The sequence below is a fragment of the Endozoicomonas sp. ALB091 genome, from assembly GCF_049310265.1.
Classification (GTDB): Bacteria; Pseudomonadota; Gammaproteobacteria; order Pseudomonadales; family Endozoicomonadaceae; genus Endozoicomonas.
The window spans coordinates 636259-654425 of record NZ_JBLYNQ010000007.1 but is presented as its reverse complement, the minus strand read 5'-3'; the positions used below and the strand labels follow the sequence as shown (position 1 = coordinate 654425).

General features: G+C 52.6%; 20 protein-coding genes. 18 read left to right on the top strand and 2 right to left on the bottom strand.

The genetic code is table 11. The features are described from left to right. Window positions 1-40 precede the first annotated feature (40 nt). A complete protein-coding gene (locus ACO6UX_RS14750) occupies window positions 41-1027 on the top strand; it encodes a S49 family peptidase (protein ID WP_422448801.1) in 987 nt (328 codons plus the stop codon). A gap of 42 nt (window positions 1028-1069) precedes the next feature. Here the strand turns inward: ACO6UX_RS14750 and ACO6UX_RS14745 are convergent, their stop codons facing one another. Continuing rightward, window positions 1070-1651 (bottom strand): Maf family protein, encoded by a 582-nt coding sequence (locus ACO6UX_RS14745; protein ID WP_422448799.1) that lies wholly within the window; start codon window positions 1649-1651, stop codon window positions 1070-1072. Window positions 1652-1828: 177 nt separating this feature from the next. Between ACO6UX_RS14745 and ACO6UX_RS14740 the strand changes: the two genes are divergently transcribed. The 12 genes from ACO6UX_RS14740 (at window position 1829) to ACO6UX_RS14685 (ending at window position 12234) form a co-directional block, all read left to right on the top strand. After that, window positions 1829-2443 carry a YceD family protein gene (locus ACO6UX_RS14740; protein ID WP_422448797.1) on the top strand — a complete coding sequence of 205 codons (615 nt, stop codon included), beginning with the start codon at window positions 1829-1831 and terminating at the stop codon, window positions 2441-2443. A 33-nt stretch (window positions 2444-2476) separates the two neighbouring features. Next, on the top strand, window positions 2477-2659 hold the full coding sequence (gene rpmF / locus ACO6UX_RS14735) for a 50S ribosomal protein L32 (RefSeq protein ID WP_020582914.1): 183 nt from the start codon (window positions 2477-2479) through the stop codon (window positions 2657-2659). 8 nt (window positions 2660-2667) lie between these two features. Continuing rightward, complete coding sequence (gene plsX, locus ACO6UX_RS14730) at window positions 2668-3702, top strand: phosphate acyltransferase PlsX (RefSeq protein ID WP_422449564.1); 1035 nt, start codon at window positions 2668-2670, stop codon at window positions 3700-3702. A 573-nt stretch (window positions 3703-4275) separates the two neighbouring features. Further along, window positions 4276-5214 (top strand): ACP S-malonyltransferase, encoded by a 939-nt coding sequence (gene fabD / locus ACO6UX_RS14725; RefSeq protein ID WP_422448795.1) that lies wholly within the window; start codon window positions 4276-4278, stop codon window positions 5212-5214. A 14-nt stretch (window positions 5215-5228) separates the two neighbouring features. After that, the gene (gene fabG / locus ACO6UX_RS14720; RefSeq protein WP_422448793.1) at window positions 5229-6011 is read left to right on the top strand and encodes a 3-oxoacyl-ACP reductase FabG; all 783 of its coding nucleotides are present in this window, start codon (window positions 5229-5231) and stop codon (window positions 6009-6011) included. Window positions 6012-6223: 212 nt separating this feature from the next. Then, entirely contained in the window at window positions 6224-6457 is a 234-nt protein-coding gene (gene acpP, locus ACO6UX_RS14715) for an acyl carrier protein (RefSeq protein ID WP_020582918.1), read from the top strand. A 529-nt stretch (window positions 6458-6986) separates the two neighbouring features. After that, the gene (gene fabF / locus ACO6UX_RS14710; protein ID WP_422449563.1) at window positions 6987-8228 is read left to right on the top strand and encodes a beta-ketoacyl-ACP synthase II; all 1242 of its coding nucleotides are present in this window, start codon (window positions 6987-6989) and stop codon (window positions 8226-8228) included. A gap of 13 nt (window positions 8229-8241) precedes the next feature. After that, on the top strand, window positions 8242-9066 hold the full coding sequence (gene pabC / locus ACO6UX_RS14705) for an aminodeoxychorismate lyase (protein WP_422448790.1): 825 nt from the start codon (window positions 8242-8244) through the stop codon (window positions 9064-9066). Then, complete coding sequence (gene mltG, locus ACO6UX_RS14700; RefSeq protein ID WP_422448788.1) at window positions 9059-10114, top strand: endolytic transglycosylase MltG; 1056 nt, start codon at window positions 9059-9061, stop codon at window positions 10112-10114. Before pabC ends, mltG begins: the two co-directional genes overlap by 8 nt. A gap of 29 nt (window positions 10115-10143) precedes the next feature. Further along, complete coding sequence (tmk, locus tag ACO6UX_RS14695; protein WP_422448786.1) at window positions 10144-10785, top strand: dTMP kinase; 642 nt, start codon at window positions 10144-10146, stop codon at window positions 10783-10785. Between the two features lie 68 nt (window positions 10786-10853). After that, window positions 10854-11837, top strand: a complete 984-nt coding sequence (locus ACO6UX_RS14690) for a DNA polymerase III subunit delta' (RefSeq protein ID WP_422448784.1) — start codon at window positions 10854-10856, stop codon at window positions 11835-11837. Window positions 11838-11892: 55 nt separating this feature from the next. Then, window positions 11893-12234, top strand: coding sequence for a PilZ domain-containing protein (locus ACO6UX_RS14685; RefSeq protein ID WP_422448782.1), 342 nt, complete (start codon window positions 11893-11895; stop codon window positions 12232-12234). A gap of 41 nt (window positions 12235-12275) precedes the next feature. On the opposite strand, the gene ACO6UX_RS14680 is transcribed toward ACO6UX_RS14685, so the two are convergent. Then, window positions 12276-12404: a hypothetical protein gene (locus tag ACO6UX_RS14680; protein WP_422448780.1), complete on the bottom strand. Its 129-nt coding sequence runs from the start codon at window positions 12402-12404 to the stop codon at window positions 12276-12278. 87 nt (window positions 12405-12491) lie between these two features. On the opposite strand from ACO6UX_RS14680, the gene ACO6UX_RS14675 reads away from it, so the two are divergent. The 5 genes from ACO6UX_RS14675 to ACO6UX_RS14655 all read left to right on the top strand — a co-directional run bounded on the left by ACO6UX_RS14675 (window position 12492) and on the right by ACO6UX_RS14655 (window position 18165). Next, window positions 12492-13274, top strand: coding sequence for a TatD family hydrolase (locus ACO6UX_RS14675; RefSeq protein WP_422448778.1), 783 nt, complete (start codon window positions 12492-12494; stop codon window positions 13272-13274). Between the two features lie 891 nt (window positions 13275-14165). Beyond that, window positions 14166-15503 (top strand): Na(+)-translocating NADH-quinone reductase subunit A, encoded by a 1338-nt coding sequence (locus ACO6UX_RS14670; RefSeq protein WP_422448776.1) that lies wholly within the window; start codon window positions 14166-14168, stop codon window positions 15501-15503. Window positions 15504-15536: 33 nt separating this feature from the next. Further along, window positions 15537-16709, top strand: a complete 1173-nt coding sequence (locus ACO6UX_RS14665; RefSeq protein WP_101749066.1) for an NADH:ubiquinone reductase (Na(+)-transporting) subunit B — start codon at window positions 15537-15539, stop codon at window positions 16707-16709. Beyond that, window positions 16709-17500 (top strand): Na(+)-translocating NADH-quinone reductase subunit C, encoded by a 792-nt coding sequence (locus ACO6UX_RS14660; RefSeq protein WP_422448774.1) that lies wholly within the window; start codon window positions 16709-16711, stop codon window positions 17498-17500. Before ACO6UX_RS14665 ends, ACO6UX_RS14660 begins: the two co-directional genes overlap by 1 nt. Then, a complete protein-coding gene (locus ACO6UX_RS14655; RefSeq protein ID WP_422448772.1) occupies window positions 17500-18165 on the top strand; it encodes an NADH:ubiquinone reductase (Na(+)-transporting) subunit D in 666 nt (221 codons plus the stop codon). The genes ACO6UX_RS14660 and ACO6UX_RS14655 overlap by 1 nt, the downstream gene beginning before the upstream one ends. Window positions 18166-18167: the final 2 nt, after the last annotated feature.

Below are 18167 nucleotides of genomic sequence, written 5' to 3'. Positions count from 1 at the left end.
AATATGATCGTTTTTGAGTGAACCTGTTTAAGGGGTGATTATGCAAGACAAGTGGCGGGAGTCCTCGTCTGAGGCGCAGGATAGCCTGGACAGTAATCGAGCCTGGGATCTGGTGGATGCCCTGGCCAAAGGCTCGCTGCTGGAGCAGCAGCGTTCCCGGCGATGGGGTATATTTTTTAAGCTGCTGACCTTTGGCTGGTTGTTTTTCTCCGTTGCTGTCATTTATAACGCGACCAATATCAATGATGTGGTGATCAGTGATGGCTCCAGTGAGCATACGGCGCTGGTGGAGATTGATGGCCAGATTGGTGGTGGCGATGTGAATGCAGATGTCGTGGTGTCGGGATTACGCTCAGCCTTTGAGGATCCGGGCACTAAAGCGGTGATTTTGAGAATTAACAGCCCGGGTGGTAGCCCTGTTCAATCTGGCTATATCTATGATGAGATTCTCAGGCTGCGCGAACTGCACAAGGATACTCCTCTTTACGCGGTCATTATGGATATTGGTGCGTCTGGCGGCTACTACATTGCCGCTGCCGCTGATGAAATTTACGCTGACAAGGCCAGCCTGGTAGGGTCTATCGGCGTTATTTCCTCTGGTTTCGGTTTTGTCGGGGCGATGGAGAAGCTGGGGGTTACCCGCAGAACCTATACCTCCGGTGAAAATAAGGCATTCCTTGATCCATTCCAGTCCGTGGACCGTGAAGCTGCTGTCGAATGGCAAACGTCGCTGGATACTATTCACCAGCAGTTTATTGACGCGGTAAAAAACGGGCGGGGTGATCGACTGGCTGATCGGTCGGATATCTTTTCAGGCATGGTCTGGTCTGGTGAACAGGCCAAAACACTGGGTCTGATTGATGGTCTGGGCAGTGCCGGTTATGTGGCCCGTGAAGTGGTGGGTGAAGAGGATATTGTTGATTACACCTTTCGCCTTTCACCATTGGAAAAATTTGCCCGGGATTTTGGGGCTGGTGTCAGCGCCACTTTGGTGGAAGCCCTGGGTGACGGTTTTCAGTTAATGTGATTTGATTACCGGGTCTGCTGTGCAAGACCCGGTGTATTTACCCTATCTGCCCAAAGGATAAACCCCTTCATTCATCAGCATGGTGGTCAGGGTGATCAGTGGCAGTCCAATCAGGCTGTCAGGATCATCGCCAGCCATTTTCTCGAACAGGGTTATGCCCAGTCCTTCACATTTGAAGCTGCCAGCGCAGTCCAGCGGACTTTCTGCATCTATATAGGTGGCAATCTGCGTGCTGGACAGTGTTCGGAACCAGGCGGTGTAATCCACACAGGTCAGCTGATGCTCTGCTGTAGCGGTGTTCAGCAGGCTAAGTCCGGTGTGGAAAACCACCTGTCTGCCGCTGCAGTTGGAAAGCTGTTGAATGGCTTGTTCCCGGGTTCCGGGTTTGCCCAGAATTCTATTGTCCAGCGCGGCGGTTTGGTCGGAGGCAATAATCAGGGTGTCCGGATACTGATCTGCCAGTATCAGGGCTTTTTCCCGGGAAAGCCTGATGGCCAGCTCCCTGGCGCTCTCTCCGGGTTCAGGGGTTTCGTCAATGTCCGGTGAGGCCTGGCTGAACGTCAGGTTGAGTCGTTCAAGCAGGCTTTTTCGATAGGGTGAGCCTGAGGCTAGCAATATATTCATCGTTTTATGTTGTGCAGGTGGTGCGGGCAAAGGGTGCGGATAGTCGAGCACAGTATGCATGGTTACGAATTTTTGTAAAACTCGCCTGCGCCATCCGGCAGCAGGTTGTGAAAATACAGTCTTCAGGCATGTTATTCACGAAATAGTTGAAATTCTGATAAACCTCACCCGAAAAGGATGTTTGACAGCAAAGGGGCATCGCCCTATGATTGCGCGCTTATGTTATCAGGCCAATTACCAAAAACCATTGATCCGCGGAAACTCGCGCGTCAGGGGTTACAGTTTGAAGGTTCGCTGGCGCTTAAACAGTTTGATCGACTGGTGGCCAGTCTCGCTGACGATCAGGGCGAGGTGAAGGTCTTTCTTCATTTCTATATGAGCGAAGATCACCGAGTGGTTCTTGAGGGGCATGTTGAGGCGAATCTTAAAATGATTTGTCAGCGCTGTCTTGATGTAGCAGAACTTCCCGTGCGTTCAGGCCTCAACCTGATGGGTGTATTGACCGATGAGCAGGCCCGGTCCCTGCCAGAGGGTTATGAACCCCTGATGCTCCAGGAGGAGCCGATGGAGTTAGTGCCCCTGCTGGAGGAAGAGCTTCTGTTGAGCCTTCCTATCGTGGCTTATCATCCGCCTGAAGCCTGCCAGGTTCAGCAGAACTTTACTACTGAATCTGATGAAGAGGCTGAGGCTTCCGCTGCCCGGGCAGAGGAAGAGAAAAAGCGTCGTAACCCGTTCAGTGTTCTGGCTAGTCTGAAAGCTGATCAGGATAAAAGTACTACCGAACCCAAATAGAGTTCCAGGCAAAGAATTTAGGAGAGTTGACACATGGCTGTTCAGCAAAACCGTAAAACCCGTTCCAAGCGTGACATGCGCCGTTCCCACGACAGTCTGACTGCTTCTCAGCTGTCTGTTGATGCGACTTCCGGCGAAACTCATCGTCGTCATCACATGACCGCTGACGGCTTCTACCGTGGCCGCAAAGTGCTTGAAGGTAAAATCGGCGAGTGAGCCGTACCATGCCAGGACGGCCAGCAGCTCCAGGAAGGAGAATAGCGCTTGATATTATGAGCGGGGACGAAAGTCCCCGTTCTCGTATCCGGGCTGCCCTCCGAGCCCTGGATGCTTATCCGGATCTTCATCTTTCCCTGGTAGGTGATCAGCAACTGATTACCGGTCATCTCTCTTCTATTGCATTCGATCAGTCCCGCCTTACGGTTATTCATGCTGGCAAGACCATCGGCATGGATGAAAAACCCTCTTTTGCCCTGAGATCCAAAGAAGACAGCTCCATGTGGGGTGCTCTTGAACAGGTGGCTGATGGCCGTGCGGCTGCCTGCGTCAGCTCGGGGAATACGGGTGCCCTGATGGCCATGGGGCGATTTGCCCTGAAAACCTTTGTGGGTATTGATCGTCCTGCCATTGCCGGAGCCATTCCCTGTGCCGGTGGTAGTGTTCTGCTGCTGGATATGGGTGCCAATGTGGACTGTTCAGCCAACAGCCTTTACCAGTTTGCTGTGATGGGGTCTTTGCTGGCCGCTACTGTCAGGGGTATCAATGCTCCGAGGGTGGGGTTGCTGAACGTCGGCACTGAGGATATCAAAGGGAATGAACAGGTAAAGCTGGCAAATCGGCTGTTGAAAGAAGATGGTCGTTTGAACTACATCGGCTATATCGAAGGGAATGATGTGTTTGCCGGTGGCGCGGATGTGGTGGTCTGCGACGGTTTTGTTGGCAATATTGCCCTGAAAACCGGAGAGGGGGTTGCCGGTTTAATCCGTGACAGCCTGGTTGCCGCTTTTCAGCAGACGCTTTGGCGTCGGTTTCTCTCTCTGCTGATTGCGCCGGTCATGCGCAAAATCTATAAAAGCATTGATCCGGTAGTATACAACGGTGCCAGTTTTCTCGGGCTGCAGGGGATTGTGGTCAAAAGTCACGGTCACTCCGATGAAGAAGGTTTTTTTCGGGCTATCGGCGAGGCCGTCAGGGAAGTGGATAGTGATGTTCCCGGGCGGTTGGCAGAAGAGATAGAATTAATGCTGGGAGAGGGGTAAAGGTTAATGATGATTGAAAGCCATCCCTGGAAGATATGATCCGAAATAGCAGGTGAGCGTACATTACCGGCCCCGGAATAACAACAGGGCTACTGCCTCAAAAACAGACTGTTGGTTTTCCGGGTCTGGTAGCTGGTCTCTTGCCTCGGTTAAACAGGTTGTATTTTTCGCTGATCGTTTCTGAGTGAATGTTCCGGAAAAATAAGTTGCCCTGCATAGATCATTGTGACTGCCTTACTGAACTTATTGCCAAGGCTTTACCGTTAATAATGATCAATTGCAACTCCAGGTCAGAGATTGCACGGGATTTGCAGGTAATGGTATCTATAATATTTTGTGTTAATTATTCTGTGCTTATAATCATTTTTGGTTCTTTTTTGTTATTGGAAACATAAATTTACTTACCTTGTTGTCTATTTTTCCTATAATTGCCCCGGTTTTTTATTGGGAAGCGTATCTGGTCTTTGGGCTGACTGCATTAATCGGTGCGGTTGTACCGAGAGGTTCGCTTCGTATTCAATTGAATTTCAGGCCTCTCGGTAACAGGAGAGCCAAGCGAAAGAGCGGGTTGCAATGACGGATAAGCTTGCTTTTGTCTTTCCAGGACAAGGGTCCCAACAAGTTGGCATGATCGCTGACTATCTTTCAGAGCCAGTGGTGCGGGCAACGTTTGCTGAAGCCACCGGGGGGCTTGGTTTTGATCTCCTGAACATGGTTTCTGAGGGGCCTGCTGAGGCGCTGAATCAGACGGAGAATACCCAGCCTGCATTGCTGGTATCCAGTGTGGCTCTCTGGCGTCTCTGGTGTGAGCGTCAGGGCGAAGCGCCGTCGATGATGGCCGGGCACAGCCTGGGTGAATATTCGGCCCTGGTGTGTGCCGGTGCGATGAATTTTGCCGATGCCGTCAGTCTGGTTCGTCTGCGTGGACTGTTTATGCAGGAGGCGGTTGCCTCCGGTGCAGGAGCCATGGCTGCTATTATTGGCCTTGATGATGCAGATGTGGTTGCTGCCTGTGAGAAAGCGGCAGGTGATGAAGTGGTCGAGGCGGTCAATTTCAATGCCCCCGGTCAGGTGGTGATTGCCGGACAGGTTGCCGCAGTTAAACGTGTCATTGAGTCTGCCAAAGCAGCGGGTGCCAAAAGGGCGATTGAGCTGCCAGTCAGTGTTCCTTCTCATTGTGCCTTGATGAAGCCTGCTGCAGAGCGCCTGCAAAAAGCGTTGGACGGTATTGAGTTGATCGAGCCGGTGATTCCGGTGGTGCAGAATGTCTCTGCCAGTGTCTGTTCTGATCCGGCTCAGCTTAAGGCGAATCTGGTGGCTCAGCTGTACAGTCCGGTTCGCTGGGTTGAGTCTGTGGAAACCATGATGGCCGCTGGTGTTGGCCGGTTTGCTGAATGCGGCCCCGGTAAAGTGCTGGCTGGACTGAATAAACGTATTGCACGACGTGCGCCCATTGCTACGCTGGAGTCTGCTGACGCTATGGCTCAGATGCTGGCAGAAGCTAACCAATAAGGAACAGGCGGGAAATGACTGCTGAAAGAGAGCTGGATCGGTCCATTGCAGGAGATGGTTTGAAGGGGAAGGTTGCCCTGGTTACCGGTGCCAGTCGTGGTATTGGCAAAGCCATAGCATTTGCCCTGGGGAAAGCCGGAGCCATCGTGATTGGCACGGCAACGTCTGAGTCCGGTGCGGCGGCCATTACTGACGCTTTGCAGGCGGAAGGTATTCAAGGTCAGGGCATGGCCCTGAACGTAACTTCAGCGGATGAATGTCAGGCAGTGCTCAAGGTGATCTGCGCAGAATATGGCGCACCGTTGATTCTGATCAACAATGCCGGCATTACCCGTGATAATATCCTGATGCGCATGAAGGAGGAGGAGTGGGATGACGTTATTGATACTAATCTCAGTTCCATCTTCCGGATGAGTAAGGCTGTCCTGCGTGGCATGACTAAAGCTCGCTGGGGGCGGATAGTGAATATCAGCTCTGTCGTTGGTTCCATGGGTAACCAGGGGCAGGCAAATTATGCGGCAGCCAAGGCCGGTATTGAAGGCTTCACCAGGGCGATGGCCCGTGAAGTCGGTTCAAGAAGCATTACCGTGAACACCGTTGCTCCGGGCTTTATCGAAACCGATATGACCAGGGCGCTGCCTGAAGAGCAGCAGTCCTTCCTGCTTGGCCAGATTCCCCTGGCCCGGTTGGGGCAGCCGGAAGAAATTGCCGCTGCTGTTGCATTTCTGGTCAGTGAGCCTGCCGGGTATATCACTGGTGAGACCTTGCATGTCAATGGCGGCATGTACATGAATTAATCCTCCTTGGCCGGAACCTGTAGTAATGAGCAGGGCGAGGCAAGCCCTGTTCTAATGGGTTGGGTTTTGGGGTTTTGTTAAATCTGTTGTCAATTTGCGTGGATGGTCACCGGTTTTCCATGAACTGGCTTGAAATTCCCATAATTGACCATATACACTAGTTCACCTGTAGCCTCAGGCTGCACCGAATATCGATAGGAGCACAACAAGGTATGAGCACCATTGAAGAGCGCGTTAAGAAGATTGTTTGCGAACAGCTTGGCGTGAAGGAAGACGAAGTCACTAACAGTGCGTCATTCGTAGAGGATCTTGGCGCGGACTCTCTGGATACTGTTGAGTTGGTGATGGCGTTGGAAGAGGAATTCGAAACCGAGATTCCTGATGAAGAGGCTGAGAAAATCACCACTGTTCAGGAAGCAATTGACTACGTTGTTGCACACTCCTGATTCTGCCTTGATTTGCACAACTGTATCTTTGTGACACGCTTTCCCGATACATATTCTCTAGCGAAAGTATCCCCAAAGTATGTCACTCGAAAGCCGCACGACGATGGTCTGCGGCTTTTGTTGTTTATGGCAGTCTGCTGGCTATCGCGGTAAAAGCTGGCTGCGTGATGACATTAAGTAGTTGGCCAAATGGAATCGTATATTTCTGGCTAAGTGGGCAGTTACTATGCAAGGCACAACGAAGGGAGCATAGCCTTAGCTATGTGACCGGAGTTGTAACGCCGCACGACTGCATGGATGCAGGAGCTAGAGCAACGCAGGAGCAGTTGCCGGGAGTGACTGACCACTTAGTCAGAAAATATGATTTCATTTGGTTAACTACTTATCATCGTGTTGTTGTCGTTTTTTCATAGTCAGGCTGCTGTGGCGATGCTTTGATGTGAATGACGGTTCATTAAATCTATACGACAGGTCAGCAGGAGAGTCAGTCTTGTCGGAAGAAAAAAATACAGAACGATTGTCGCAGCGAATGCGTAGAAGGGTTGTTGTAACAGGCATGGGGGCAATAACCCCGGTGGGCAATAATGTCCATGACAGCTGGTCTGCCCTGTTAGCTGGGCGCAGTGGTATTGAAGCGATCTCCCATCTTGATACGAAAGGTTTCAGTGTATCTATCTGTGGCGCGGTCAAAGGTTTTGATCCTGACGGTGTTATCGATAAGAAAGATGCCCGTAAAATGGATGTCTTTATTCAATACGGTGTGGCTGCTGCTGCCGAGGCCATGGCTGACGCCGGTCTGGTGATTGATGATCACTGTGCGCACCGATATGGTGTGGCGATCGGCTCGGGTATTGGTGGTTTGACGTCTATTGAACAGAACCACTCCACACTGCTGAACAGCGGCCCGCGTCGAATATCCCCATTTTTTATTCCTGCTGCCATCGTCAATATGGCGGCGGGCTGGGTTTCCATGAAATACAATCTTCAGGGACCCAACTTTGCCACCTCTACAGCCTGTGCTACCGGCAGCCATGCCATTGCCCTTGCCGCGAGAACCATCGCTTATGGTGATGCCGATCTGATGGTGGCCGGCGGTGCCGAAAAAGGTTCGTCTGCGCTGGGCATGACCGGTTTTGCCGCAGCCCGTGCGCTCTCTACCCGTAACCATGAGCCTGAAAAAGCCAGCCGCCCGTGGGATGCGGATCGTGACGGTTTTGTCCTGGGGGATGGTGCCGGTATTCTGGTGCTGGAAGAGTACGAACATGCGGTTAAACGTGGTGCCAGGATTTACGCTGAGCTCAGTGGTGTTGGCATGAGTGGTGATGCCTGGCACATGACGTCGCCGCCAGAAGATGGTCGTGGTGCTGCGCGTGCCATGATGTCAGCCCTTGAAGATGCCGGTCTGGCACCTGAAAATGTGTCGTATATTAATGCCCACGGCACGTCCACACCGGCAGGGGATGTGGCTGAAACACTGGCGATTCATAAGGTGTTTGGTACCCACGCCGCGCGCTTGGCGGTCAGTTCCACCAAATCCATGACCGGCCATTTGCTGGGGGCTGCCGGGGCGGTGGAAGCGGTATTCAGTATCAAATCCCTGGTTGAAGGTGTGATTCCCCCGACCATCAATCTGGATCAGCCCGGCGAAGGCTGTGATCTTGATTATGTGCCGCACCATGCCAGGAAAATGCCGATGGATCATGTGCTCTCCAACTCTTTTGGCTTTGGCGGTACCAATGTAACCCTGGCATTTTCCAGATTAGACAGCTAAGAGGGGGTTCCGGGTGAGTGAGTATCCAGTCTGGGTGAATGGAGTACCTGAAAGTGTCCTGCCGGTTTCAGACCGTGGGCTGGCTTACGGGGATGGCTTATTTGAAACGGTTCGGGTTGCCGGTGGTAAGCCAACGCTGGCTGACTACCATTGGCGTCGTCTGCAACGCTCTTGCCAGCAGCTGGGTATTGCCGTGGATATTGAGCGATTGCTTGAGGAGGTGGATGCCTTTCTGTTGGATAACCGGGCCGATGACGGTGTGCTGAAGGTTATGATCACCCGGGGCAGCGGTGGACGCGGCTATAATCCTGAGGGTTGTCTCTCTTCGCGTCGGATTCTGTCACTCCACCCGCTGCCGTCAAGGTCCCGTGATCCCGCAGTGCATGGGGCACGGGTAAAGCTTTGTCAGATGCGTCTTGGGCGAAGTGACCTGGCAGGTCTGAAGCATCTGAATCGTCTGGAGCAGGTCCTGGCCAGAAGTGAATGGCAGGGCGATGCTTACGACGAAGGTCTGCTGTGTGACTTTGCGGGCAACCTGGTTGAAGGCACCATGAGTAATCTGTTTGTTGTGACCCATGAAGGTGACCTGGTGACTCCGGATCTGTCATTCCAAGGTGTGGCGGGGGTTTGTCGCGATTTTATCATTGAGTTTGCCCGTCATCGTGGGATGACGGTTAAAGAGCAGTCCGTACCCCGGGGGCTGGATGTTGCGGAAGTCTTTCTCTGCAACAGTGTCAACGGTGTCTGGCCTGTGATTGAATGCGAGGGAAGGGAGTGGGAGATTGGCCCACTGACTGTCCAAATTCGAGATTGTGTACTGGAAGAATTCAATGCTTAGGAAGTTGCTGCTGACACTGTTCGGTGGTTTGCTGTTGGCTCTGTTTCTGGTCCTGGCAGGTCTTGCAGCTGGCTGGTATGGTCTGCGCTGGTATGGTGATCAGCAGGTGCCGGTAACCAGTGAAGCCGGGTTTGTCATTGTTACGGGCGACTCGCTGGGACGTGTGGTGCAGCGACTGGCGGCAGACCGGCTGATTCAATATCCTGATATGTTTAAGGTCTTTGCCCGGGTCAAGGGGGTTGCTGCGGACCTTCATGCCGGGGAATACCTGATTGCTACCGGTACCACCTATCGGCAGCTGTTGCACAAGTTTGTTACTGGTGATGTTCGTTACTTCAGCGCGACCCTGGTGGAAGGCTGGACACTAAAAGAGTTGCTCGCAGACTTGAATAGCCACCCGAAACTGGCCGCTCCGGTAGAGCTGAACAAACTGCCAGCGGTGATGGGGGCGTTGCCCGGGGATGTACCGCAGACCGATAACCTGGAAGGGTTGTTCTATGCGGACACCTACAGCTTTGAAGCGGGGACGCCGGTGGCGTCAATTCTGCAAAGAGCCTATCAAAGGCTGCAATCCGTCCTTGCGGATGAGTGGGATCAAAAGGCCAAAAACCTGCCGTATAGATCCCCCTACGAAGCCTTGATTATGGCGTCGATTATTGAGAAAGAGACCGGTGTGCCATCCGAGCGGCCTGATATTGCCGGTGTCTTTATCCGACGTCTGGAAAAAAGGATGCGACTGCAGACCGATCCGACCGTTATCTACGGTATGGGTGATCGTTACCAGGGTGAATTGAATCGTCGTATGCTGCGGGAACGAACCGCCTATAACACCTATGTGATTCATGGTCTGCCGCCAACCCCGATTGCGACGGTTGGCCGTGAGGCCATTCAGGCGGCACTGAATCCGTCCAATGGGGAAACGCTTTATTTTGTTGCCCGTGGCGATGGTACTCACCACTTTTCCAAAACACTGGCTGAGCACAATCGCGCCGTCAGGAAGTATCAGATTACGGAACGGCGGAAAGATTATCGTTCTACGGTGCAATAGCAATACTGGCTACTGTTGAAATTGAGAGATTGATGGGTTTTTTTCTGACGATTGAAGGCTGTGAAGGTGCCGGTAAAACCACCGCCAAAGGGGTTGTTCTGCAATGGTTAAAGGTTAATGGCCATGATGTTGTTGAAACCCGGGAGCCAGGTGGCACGCCATTGGCTGAACAGCTGAGAAGCCTGGTGCTGGCCGAACACGAAGAGACGGTGACAGATACTACCGAACTGTTGATGGTCTTTGCCGCGCGCAGCCAGAACCTCAGTCAGCGTGTCGAACCTGCACTGGCTGAGGGCAAGGTGGTGGTTTGTGACCGGTTTACCGATGCAACTTATGCCTATCAGGGTGGTGGTCGTGGTATCGATGAGCAGCGTATCGCGGTACTGGAGCAGCTGGTGCAGGGAGATCGCAGGCCGGATATGACGTTGCTTCTGGATATTGAGCCGGAACTTGGCCTGGCAAGGGCGAAAGGTCGGGCTATGGAGCAGGGTGGGGCGCTGGATCGGATTGAGCAGGAAGCGATCGAGTTCTTTCACCGCGTTCGCACTGTCTATCTGGAAAGGGCTGAGCGTTTACCCGATCAGTACGTTGTTATTGATGGCAGTCAGTCGATTCCAGAGGTTGAAGCACACATCATCAAGGTTTTGCAGCGTCGGCTTGGGAGTCAATAGCTCCACGGCCAAGGATAAAGGTTGGATTAATATTGAGTTCTGAATCAACTGATATGGTGAGTAACTTCTTGTCAAAGCCGTTACCCTGGCACGGGGTTCAGTGGCAACCACTGGTTCAGCGAATGCAGGCAGGCCTGCTTTCCCATGCCCTGCTGTTGAAGGGGGGGCCCGGGGTGGGCAAGGGTTATTTTGCCAGGGCTATGGCCACTCGTGTGCTTTGTCATCAAAACAGTGGTGATTACGCCTGTGGTCATTGCAAGAGCTGTGAGCTGGTAAAGGCGGGAACTCATCCTGACCTGCTGGCGGTTCAGCCTGAGGCGACAGGCAAGCCAATCAAGATTGACCAGATTCGTCAGGTCAATGAGTTTGCCCGTAAAACCGCCCAGCAGGGGGGGCGCAGGGTCATCGTTATTAACCCGGCGGAAGCGATGAATGTTAATGCCGCCAATGCATTGCTGAAAAGTCTGGAAGAGCCCGGCGGTGATACTCTCTTTATTCTGGTCAGTGCCCGCTCCGGAGATATGTTGCCGACCATCCGCAGCCGTTGTCAGATGGTGTCTTTTACTGTGCCGGATACTGTGCAGGCAAAAGCCTGGTTGTCGGATCATATTGCCGATCCTCTGGTGGTGGATCAGTTGTTGAGCCTTTCATCAGGTTCGCCCATGACCGCCAGGGCAATGTTTGATCATGATACGCTGGCAGTTCGAGGACGTTTGTTCAATGCTATGCCCGAACTGTTTCGTGGGAATCTGACCCCTGTAGAAATGGCGAAAGAGTGGCATACGGGTAACCTGGTTGAACTGCTGGACTGGATGGGCAGCTGGCTGGATGATGCTGTAAAACTGAAACTGGCGGCCGATGAAAGCTGTGTTCGGAATCGTGATTTGATGAGAATGCTGGACTATATGGCTAAAAAAGTGGAAGCGGGTGATCTGCTGGTATTGCGCGATAAGATCATGCAACAGCGACAGCAATTGCTTGAGGGCGCTAACCTGAACAGTCAGATGTTGATGGAAGGTGTGTTCAGCGATTATCTTGAGCTGGTGATATAAATCGGGTTCTGAACCCGTTCAGAATTTGAATTCAGGAAAAAAGGAGAGGGCTGTCATGGGGAAAGGGATGCAGGGACTGATGTCTCTGACCATACGGGACACGGCATCACTCTATGAAGCGTATATGCCGTTTATCAGTGGCGGCGGGCTGTTTGTGCCAACTCACAAACATTACAACCTCGGGGATGACGTGTTTATTCGTCTGACGCTGATGGATGAGCCGGAGAAGATTCCTGTGCCGGGGAAGGTGGTTTGGGTGACGCCGATGGGAGCCCAGGGTGGCCGACAGGCAGGGATCGGTATTCAATTTAATGATCCGACTGACAGTGTCCGCAGTAAAATTGAGAAGCATATCGCCGGTGCCTTGTCGTCGAACCGCCATACCAACACAATGTGAGCGGTCTTTTGACAGTGTGCCCGAACCAGTCAGTGAAAAGGTCACGCTGCTCCAATGGCGACCCGGTCATCCTTAACTGACCGTGTGGGTTGCCTACACTTCCAGTTTCCGGAAATATCCGGTCTCTTTATTTCAGACATCCGGGCCAGCAGGCCTGGTAGCAGACTCATCAAAAAACCTCCTGACCCTGTGGCAGAAATTGGTTTTATGAAACCTGCGGTGCAAATTTGTCAGGGTTGAACTTTCAGGAGAGAAGAATGTTTATTGACTCCCATTGTCATCTCGACCGTCTGGATTTGAGTGCTTATGAGGGGAATCTTGACCTTGCAGTAGAGGCAGCCAGGGCGGCGGGTGTGGATCGTATGCTCTGTATTGGCATCGATCTGGCCAATGGTCCGGAAGTAGTATCACTGGCGGAGCGGTATGAGGATGTCTATGCCTCGGTTGGCGTTCATCCACTGGACTGCAAGGAGGTTGTGCCTGATATCGACGTTGTGCGCTCACTGGCCAACCATAAAAAAGTGGTTGCTATCGGTGAAACAGGGCTTGATTACTACTACGCCACCACCGAGGGGGCTCAGGCGGTTCAGCGGCAGTCCTTTATTAACCATCTTGAACTGGCCGCAGAACTGGTGTTGCCGGTGGTGGTGCATACCCGCGATGCCCGGGAAGATACTCTGGACTTTCTCCGTGAATACGGTTCCAGGGAGTCTGCCGGGGTGCTGCACTGCTTTACCGAGTCTCTGGAGATGGCAAAAGCGGCATTGGACCTGAATTACTACATTTCCATATCGGGTATTGTGACCTTTCGGAATGCGTCTGCGTTGCGGGCGGTGGTTGACTATTTACCCATGGATCGTTTGCTGATTGAAACAGACTCTCCCTATCTGGCACCGGTCCCCCATCGGGGCAAGTCGAATGAGCCAAGGTTCGTTGCCGATGTGGCACGATTTATTGCTGAGCTGAAAGGAGTGACACCCGAGGAGCTTGGAGAAAAAACGTCTGACAATTTCTATCGGCTGTTCCGCCGGGCAGTCTGATTGGTAAGCAATGGTCGTGTAACCTAGTACATGGTTTCAATGAGTTTGACGGGATGTCATGCCTCCGCACTTCGTTCGTCCTGAGCCTGTCGAAGGGCGGAAACTCCGGACTCTGATAGATCGTGCCAAGCACCCTTCGACTCCGCTCAGGGTGAACGGAGATTATACACCTCAAACTCATTGAAACCATGTACTAGTGCTATAAAGGAAAAATTATGTATCAGGTTTTGCATGATTGAAGGGTAAGTTGGCCGAGAATTCTCGCTGTTTTCTCTGCCAGGGAAGAGCGAGAAAAACTCTGGCGATTAGGGTATTTGTTGGTTATTTCTTATAGGTATTGGTAAAAATATCCTCCCTGTCAGTATGGCATATCACCTCCAGTCTATTTATAATTGCGCCACCATTTTCATCGGTGATGTTGCGGATTTAGGCTCAGATACGGAATTTCCGATCATGCTTCAGCTAATTATAAAGAACACAAGTTCTACAATTACGATGCTTGTCTATCTGGATGCCCATCAGAATTCGGCTGATTTTCAGCGGAGTTTTTTCTGTGTCTGATCGGATTGCCAGATTGCTTTCCGGGAATAAAACTGCGCAGCAGTAACCTTGAAAAAGGGGGTTTGCTATCAGCTTCTGCTGCCTGACCCTGAAGCTTTAGGCCTCAGGGTTTTGCCTTGCCCGGCGTGTTTGCTCCCCCCTTTCTCAAGTTGCTTACTGACCATAATGTGCAGTGCCCCGGCCAGTGTTCTGGTTAGCGGGAGTTTTGTTTTTGTGTTTTTCGTCAGGGAAGACTCAATGACCATGGCTTCCATAATTCGTTACGACAGTTCCGGATCACCGGAGAGACGGGTTACTCCTGACCTCAACTTGATTGATTAGGCGAAAGGTATGATCAAAATCAAACAGGGGCTGGATCTCCCGATCTCAGGATCGCCTGAACAAAGTATCTCGGAAGGCAGGGCGGCGCGCTCTGTTGCCGTGATTGGCTTTGATTATGTAGGTATGAAACCTACGATGGCGGTTGCTGTGGGAGATCGAGTTAAGAAAGGGCAACTGCTCTTTACCGATAAAAAGACACCGGGTATCCGGTACACTGCATTGGCTGGCGGTACAGTTTCAGCAATTAACCGTGGTGAAAAACGGGTGTTGCAATCCGTGGTGATCGATGTCGATGGCCAGGAAGAAGAAGAGACCTTTACAGCCTTCAAACCTGAAGAGCTGGCGGGTCTGACCGCTGAACAGGTGGAAGCGTTGCTGAATGAATCCGGTCTATGGACTGCCCTGCGCACCCGTCCGTTCAGCAAGGTACCCGTATTGGGAACCCGCCCGGCGTCGATCTTTATCACGGCGATTGATACTCACCCGCTGGCTGCCAATCCGGAAGTGGTGATCAGGGAACAGGCCGAGGCGTTTGAACAGGGTATCAATATCCTGGGTAAACTCAGTGGCGGCAAGATCTTCCTGTGCAAGGCTCCGGGTGCCAACATTCCTGCGGGCATTGCCAACAGTGAAGAGTTTGCAGGTCCCCATCCCGCAGGTCTGCCAGGTACACACATCCACTTTCTGGACCCGGTTTCTGCCACCAAAACGGTTTGGCAGGTGGGTTATCAGGATGTTATTGCCGTCGGTAAACTGTTTACCACCGGTAAGCTGTTCACGGATCGTGTTGTCTCTCTGGCAGGGCCTCAGGTTGACAAGCCACGCCTGGTTCGTACCCGCCTGGGTGCCTCTACCGATGAAATCACTGCCGGTGAACTGAAGCCTGCCACCAACCGTATTATTTCTGGATCGGTATTTGGCGGTCGCACTGCCAAAGGTCCATTTGCTTACCTGGGACGTTACCATAATCAGGTTTCCGTTCTGGAAGATAGTGACGAGCGTCTGTTCCTGGGCTGGGTCAACCCAACGGTGGATCGCTTCTCCATTCTGCGGGTTATGACCTCCGGCCTGAGCAAGAGCCGCCTGTTCAACTTCACCACAACGACAAACGGTGGTGAGCGTGCGATGGTACCCGTAGGCAACTACGAAAAGATGATGCCTCTGGATATCCTGGCGACTCAGCTGCTTCGTGCCATTATTGTCGGTGACACCGAGACCGCTCAGAAACTGGGTGCCCTTGAGCTGGAAGAGGAAGACCTGGCTCTCTGCACATTCGTTTGTGCGGGTAAGTATGAGTACGGCCCCCTGCTGCGTGACAACCTGACCCGTATTGAGCTGGAGGGGTAATCAGTGAAGCCATTAAGAAATCTCCTTGACTCGATGGAACCCCATTTCGTCAAGGGCGGTAAATACGAAAAATTCTATGCGCTGTATGAAGCCGCTGACACGCTGTTCTATACACCGCTGGACAAAACCCATAACACCAGCCACGTGCGTGATGCGGTTGATCTGAAGCGCATGATGGGGCTGGTCTGGTTATGTACCTTCCCGGCCATGTTCTTCGGTATGTGGAACGTGGGTTATCAGGCAAACACGGCCATTGCCAATGGTCTGGGCACTGTCCCGGCTGACTGGCACGGTATGCTGATTGCCATGCTGGCCGGTAATGATCCTGCCAGTATCCTGGATAACCTGATCTATGGTGCTGTTCACTTTCTGCCCATCTACGCCGTGACTTTCTTTGTCGGTGGTTTCTGGGAAGTGCTGTTTGCCATTATCCGTAAGCATGAAGTGAATGAAGGTTTCTTCGTTACCTCCGTGCTGTTTGCCCTGATTGTGCCACCCTCCATCCCGCTCTGGCAGGTAGCCCTGGGTATCTCCTTCGGTGTCGTTATCGGTAAGGAAGTATTCGGCGGTACGGGCAAGAACTTCCTGAACCCGGCGCTGACTGGCCGTGCGTTCCTGTTCTTCGCATATCCGGCGCAGATTTCCGGTGACCTGGTATGGACTGCGGCTGACGGCTTCTCCGGTGCCACCATGTTGAGCGTTACCCAGCAGGGCGGTATGGAAGCACTGCAACAGTCCATCAGCTGGATCCAGGCGTTTGTTGGCGTGATGCAGGGTTCTGTAGGCGAGACATCGACACTGGCCATCTTTATCGGTGGTGCGGTTCTGCTGTTCTCTGGTATTGCTTCCTGGAGAATTGTCGCGGGTACCATGATCGGTATGATTGCCCTGTCTACCCTGTTCAACATGATCGGTTCTGATACCAATTACATGTTCCATATGCCCTGGTACTGGCACATGGTCCTGGGTGGATTTGCCTTCGGTCTGATCTTCATGACCACGGATCCGGTATCGGCGTCCATGACTAACCAGGGCCGCTGGTTCTACGGTGCACTGATTGGTGTCATGGTTGTCCTGATTCGAGTGGTGAACCCTGCGTATCCGGAAGGGATGATGCTGGCCATTCTGTTTGCCAACCTGTTTGCGCCGCTGATTGACCACTTTGTGGTAGAGGCCAATATCAAGCGTCGGGAGGCTCGGGCCTGATGGGAAACGATACGATTAAAAAGACGCTGCTGGTCACGGTGGTACTGTCACTGATCTGTTCGGTGCTGGTATCCATGGCGGCAGTATTTCTGAAGCCGGTTCAGGACCGGAACATCAAGCTGGATGTTCAGCGTAACATTCTGGATATCGCCGGTCTGAGCAGTGATGCCAGAGCGCTGAGTCCCGCTGAAATTGCTGAGCTGTACCAGCAGATCCAACCACGGCTGGTGGATCTGAAAACCGGTAAGTTTGTTGATGATGCCAATGGCCTGACCGTTGATCAGTACGACCAGCGTACTGCCGCCAAAGATGCCAAGGCTTCCAGAGCCCTGGGCAGTGCTGACATCGCCGGTATTTCCCGCCAGGCTGACGTTGCCAAGGTCTACCTGGTGGAGCAGGATGGCCAGATGCAGACCCTGATCCTGCCGGTTCACGGCCGTGGCCTGTGGTCTACCATGTACGGATTCCTGGCGCTGGAAAACAACCTGAACACCGTGAAAGGTTTCGGATTCTTTGAGCAGGCGGAAACCCCCGGACTGGGCGGTGAAGTCAGCAACCCGGTCTGGAAATCCCGCTGGGTTGGCAAGGAAATCTACGGTGTTGATGGCAAGGTGGCATTGCACGTGGTCAAAGGTGGCGTTGATACAGCCAGCCCGGGAGCCGTAAACCAGATTGATGGCCTGGCTGGAGCCACGTTGACTTCCAATGGCGTCAGCAATCTGATCAAGTTCTGGTTGTCCGATGTCGGCTTTAAACTGTTCCTGAATAATCTGAAAGCGGGGAATGCATAATGTCTGTGAAGACCAAAGATATCCTGCTGGAACCGGTTGTTAAGAATAACCCTATTACCCTGCAGATTCTGGGTATCTGTTCGGCGCTGGCGGTCACCACCAGCATGCAGGTCAGCCTGGTTATGGCACTGGCGGTTATCGGGGTAACCACCTGTTCCAACCTGGCGGTTTCCCTGATCCGTAACCACATTCCCAACAGCATCCGTATTATCTGTCAGATGACGGTTATCGCCTCGCTGGTCATTGTGGTTGACCAGATCCTGAAAGCTTACGCTTACGACATCTCCAAGCAGTTGTCGGTATTCGTTGGCCTGATCATTACCAACTGTATCGTCATGGGTCGGGCGGAAGCCTTCGCCATGAAGAACGGTCCAATGCTGTCAGCCCTGGACGGTTTCGGTAACGGTCTGGGCTATGGCTGTGTGCTGATGATTGTTGCTTTCTTCCGTGAGCTGTTTGGTGCTGGGAACCTGTTTGGTATGGAGATCTTCGCAACCGTAAACAACGGTGGCTGGTATGTTCCCAATGGCCTGATGCTGCTGGCACCCAGTGCCTTCTTCCTGATCGGTCTGCTGATCTGGGCGATTCGCAGCTGGAAGACAGACCAGGTTGAAGAGGTGGAATTCAAGATTGCACCTAATACCAAATTCAGTGAGGCGCACTAAGT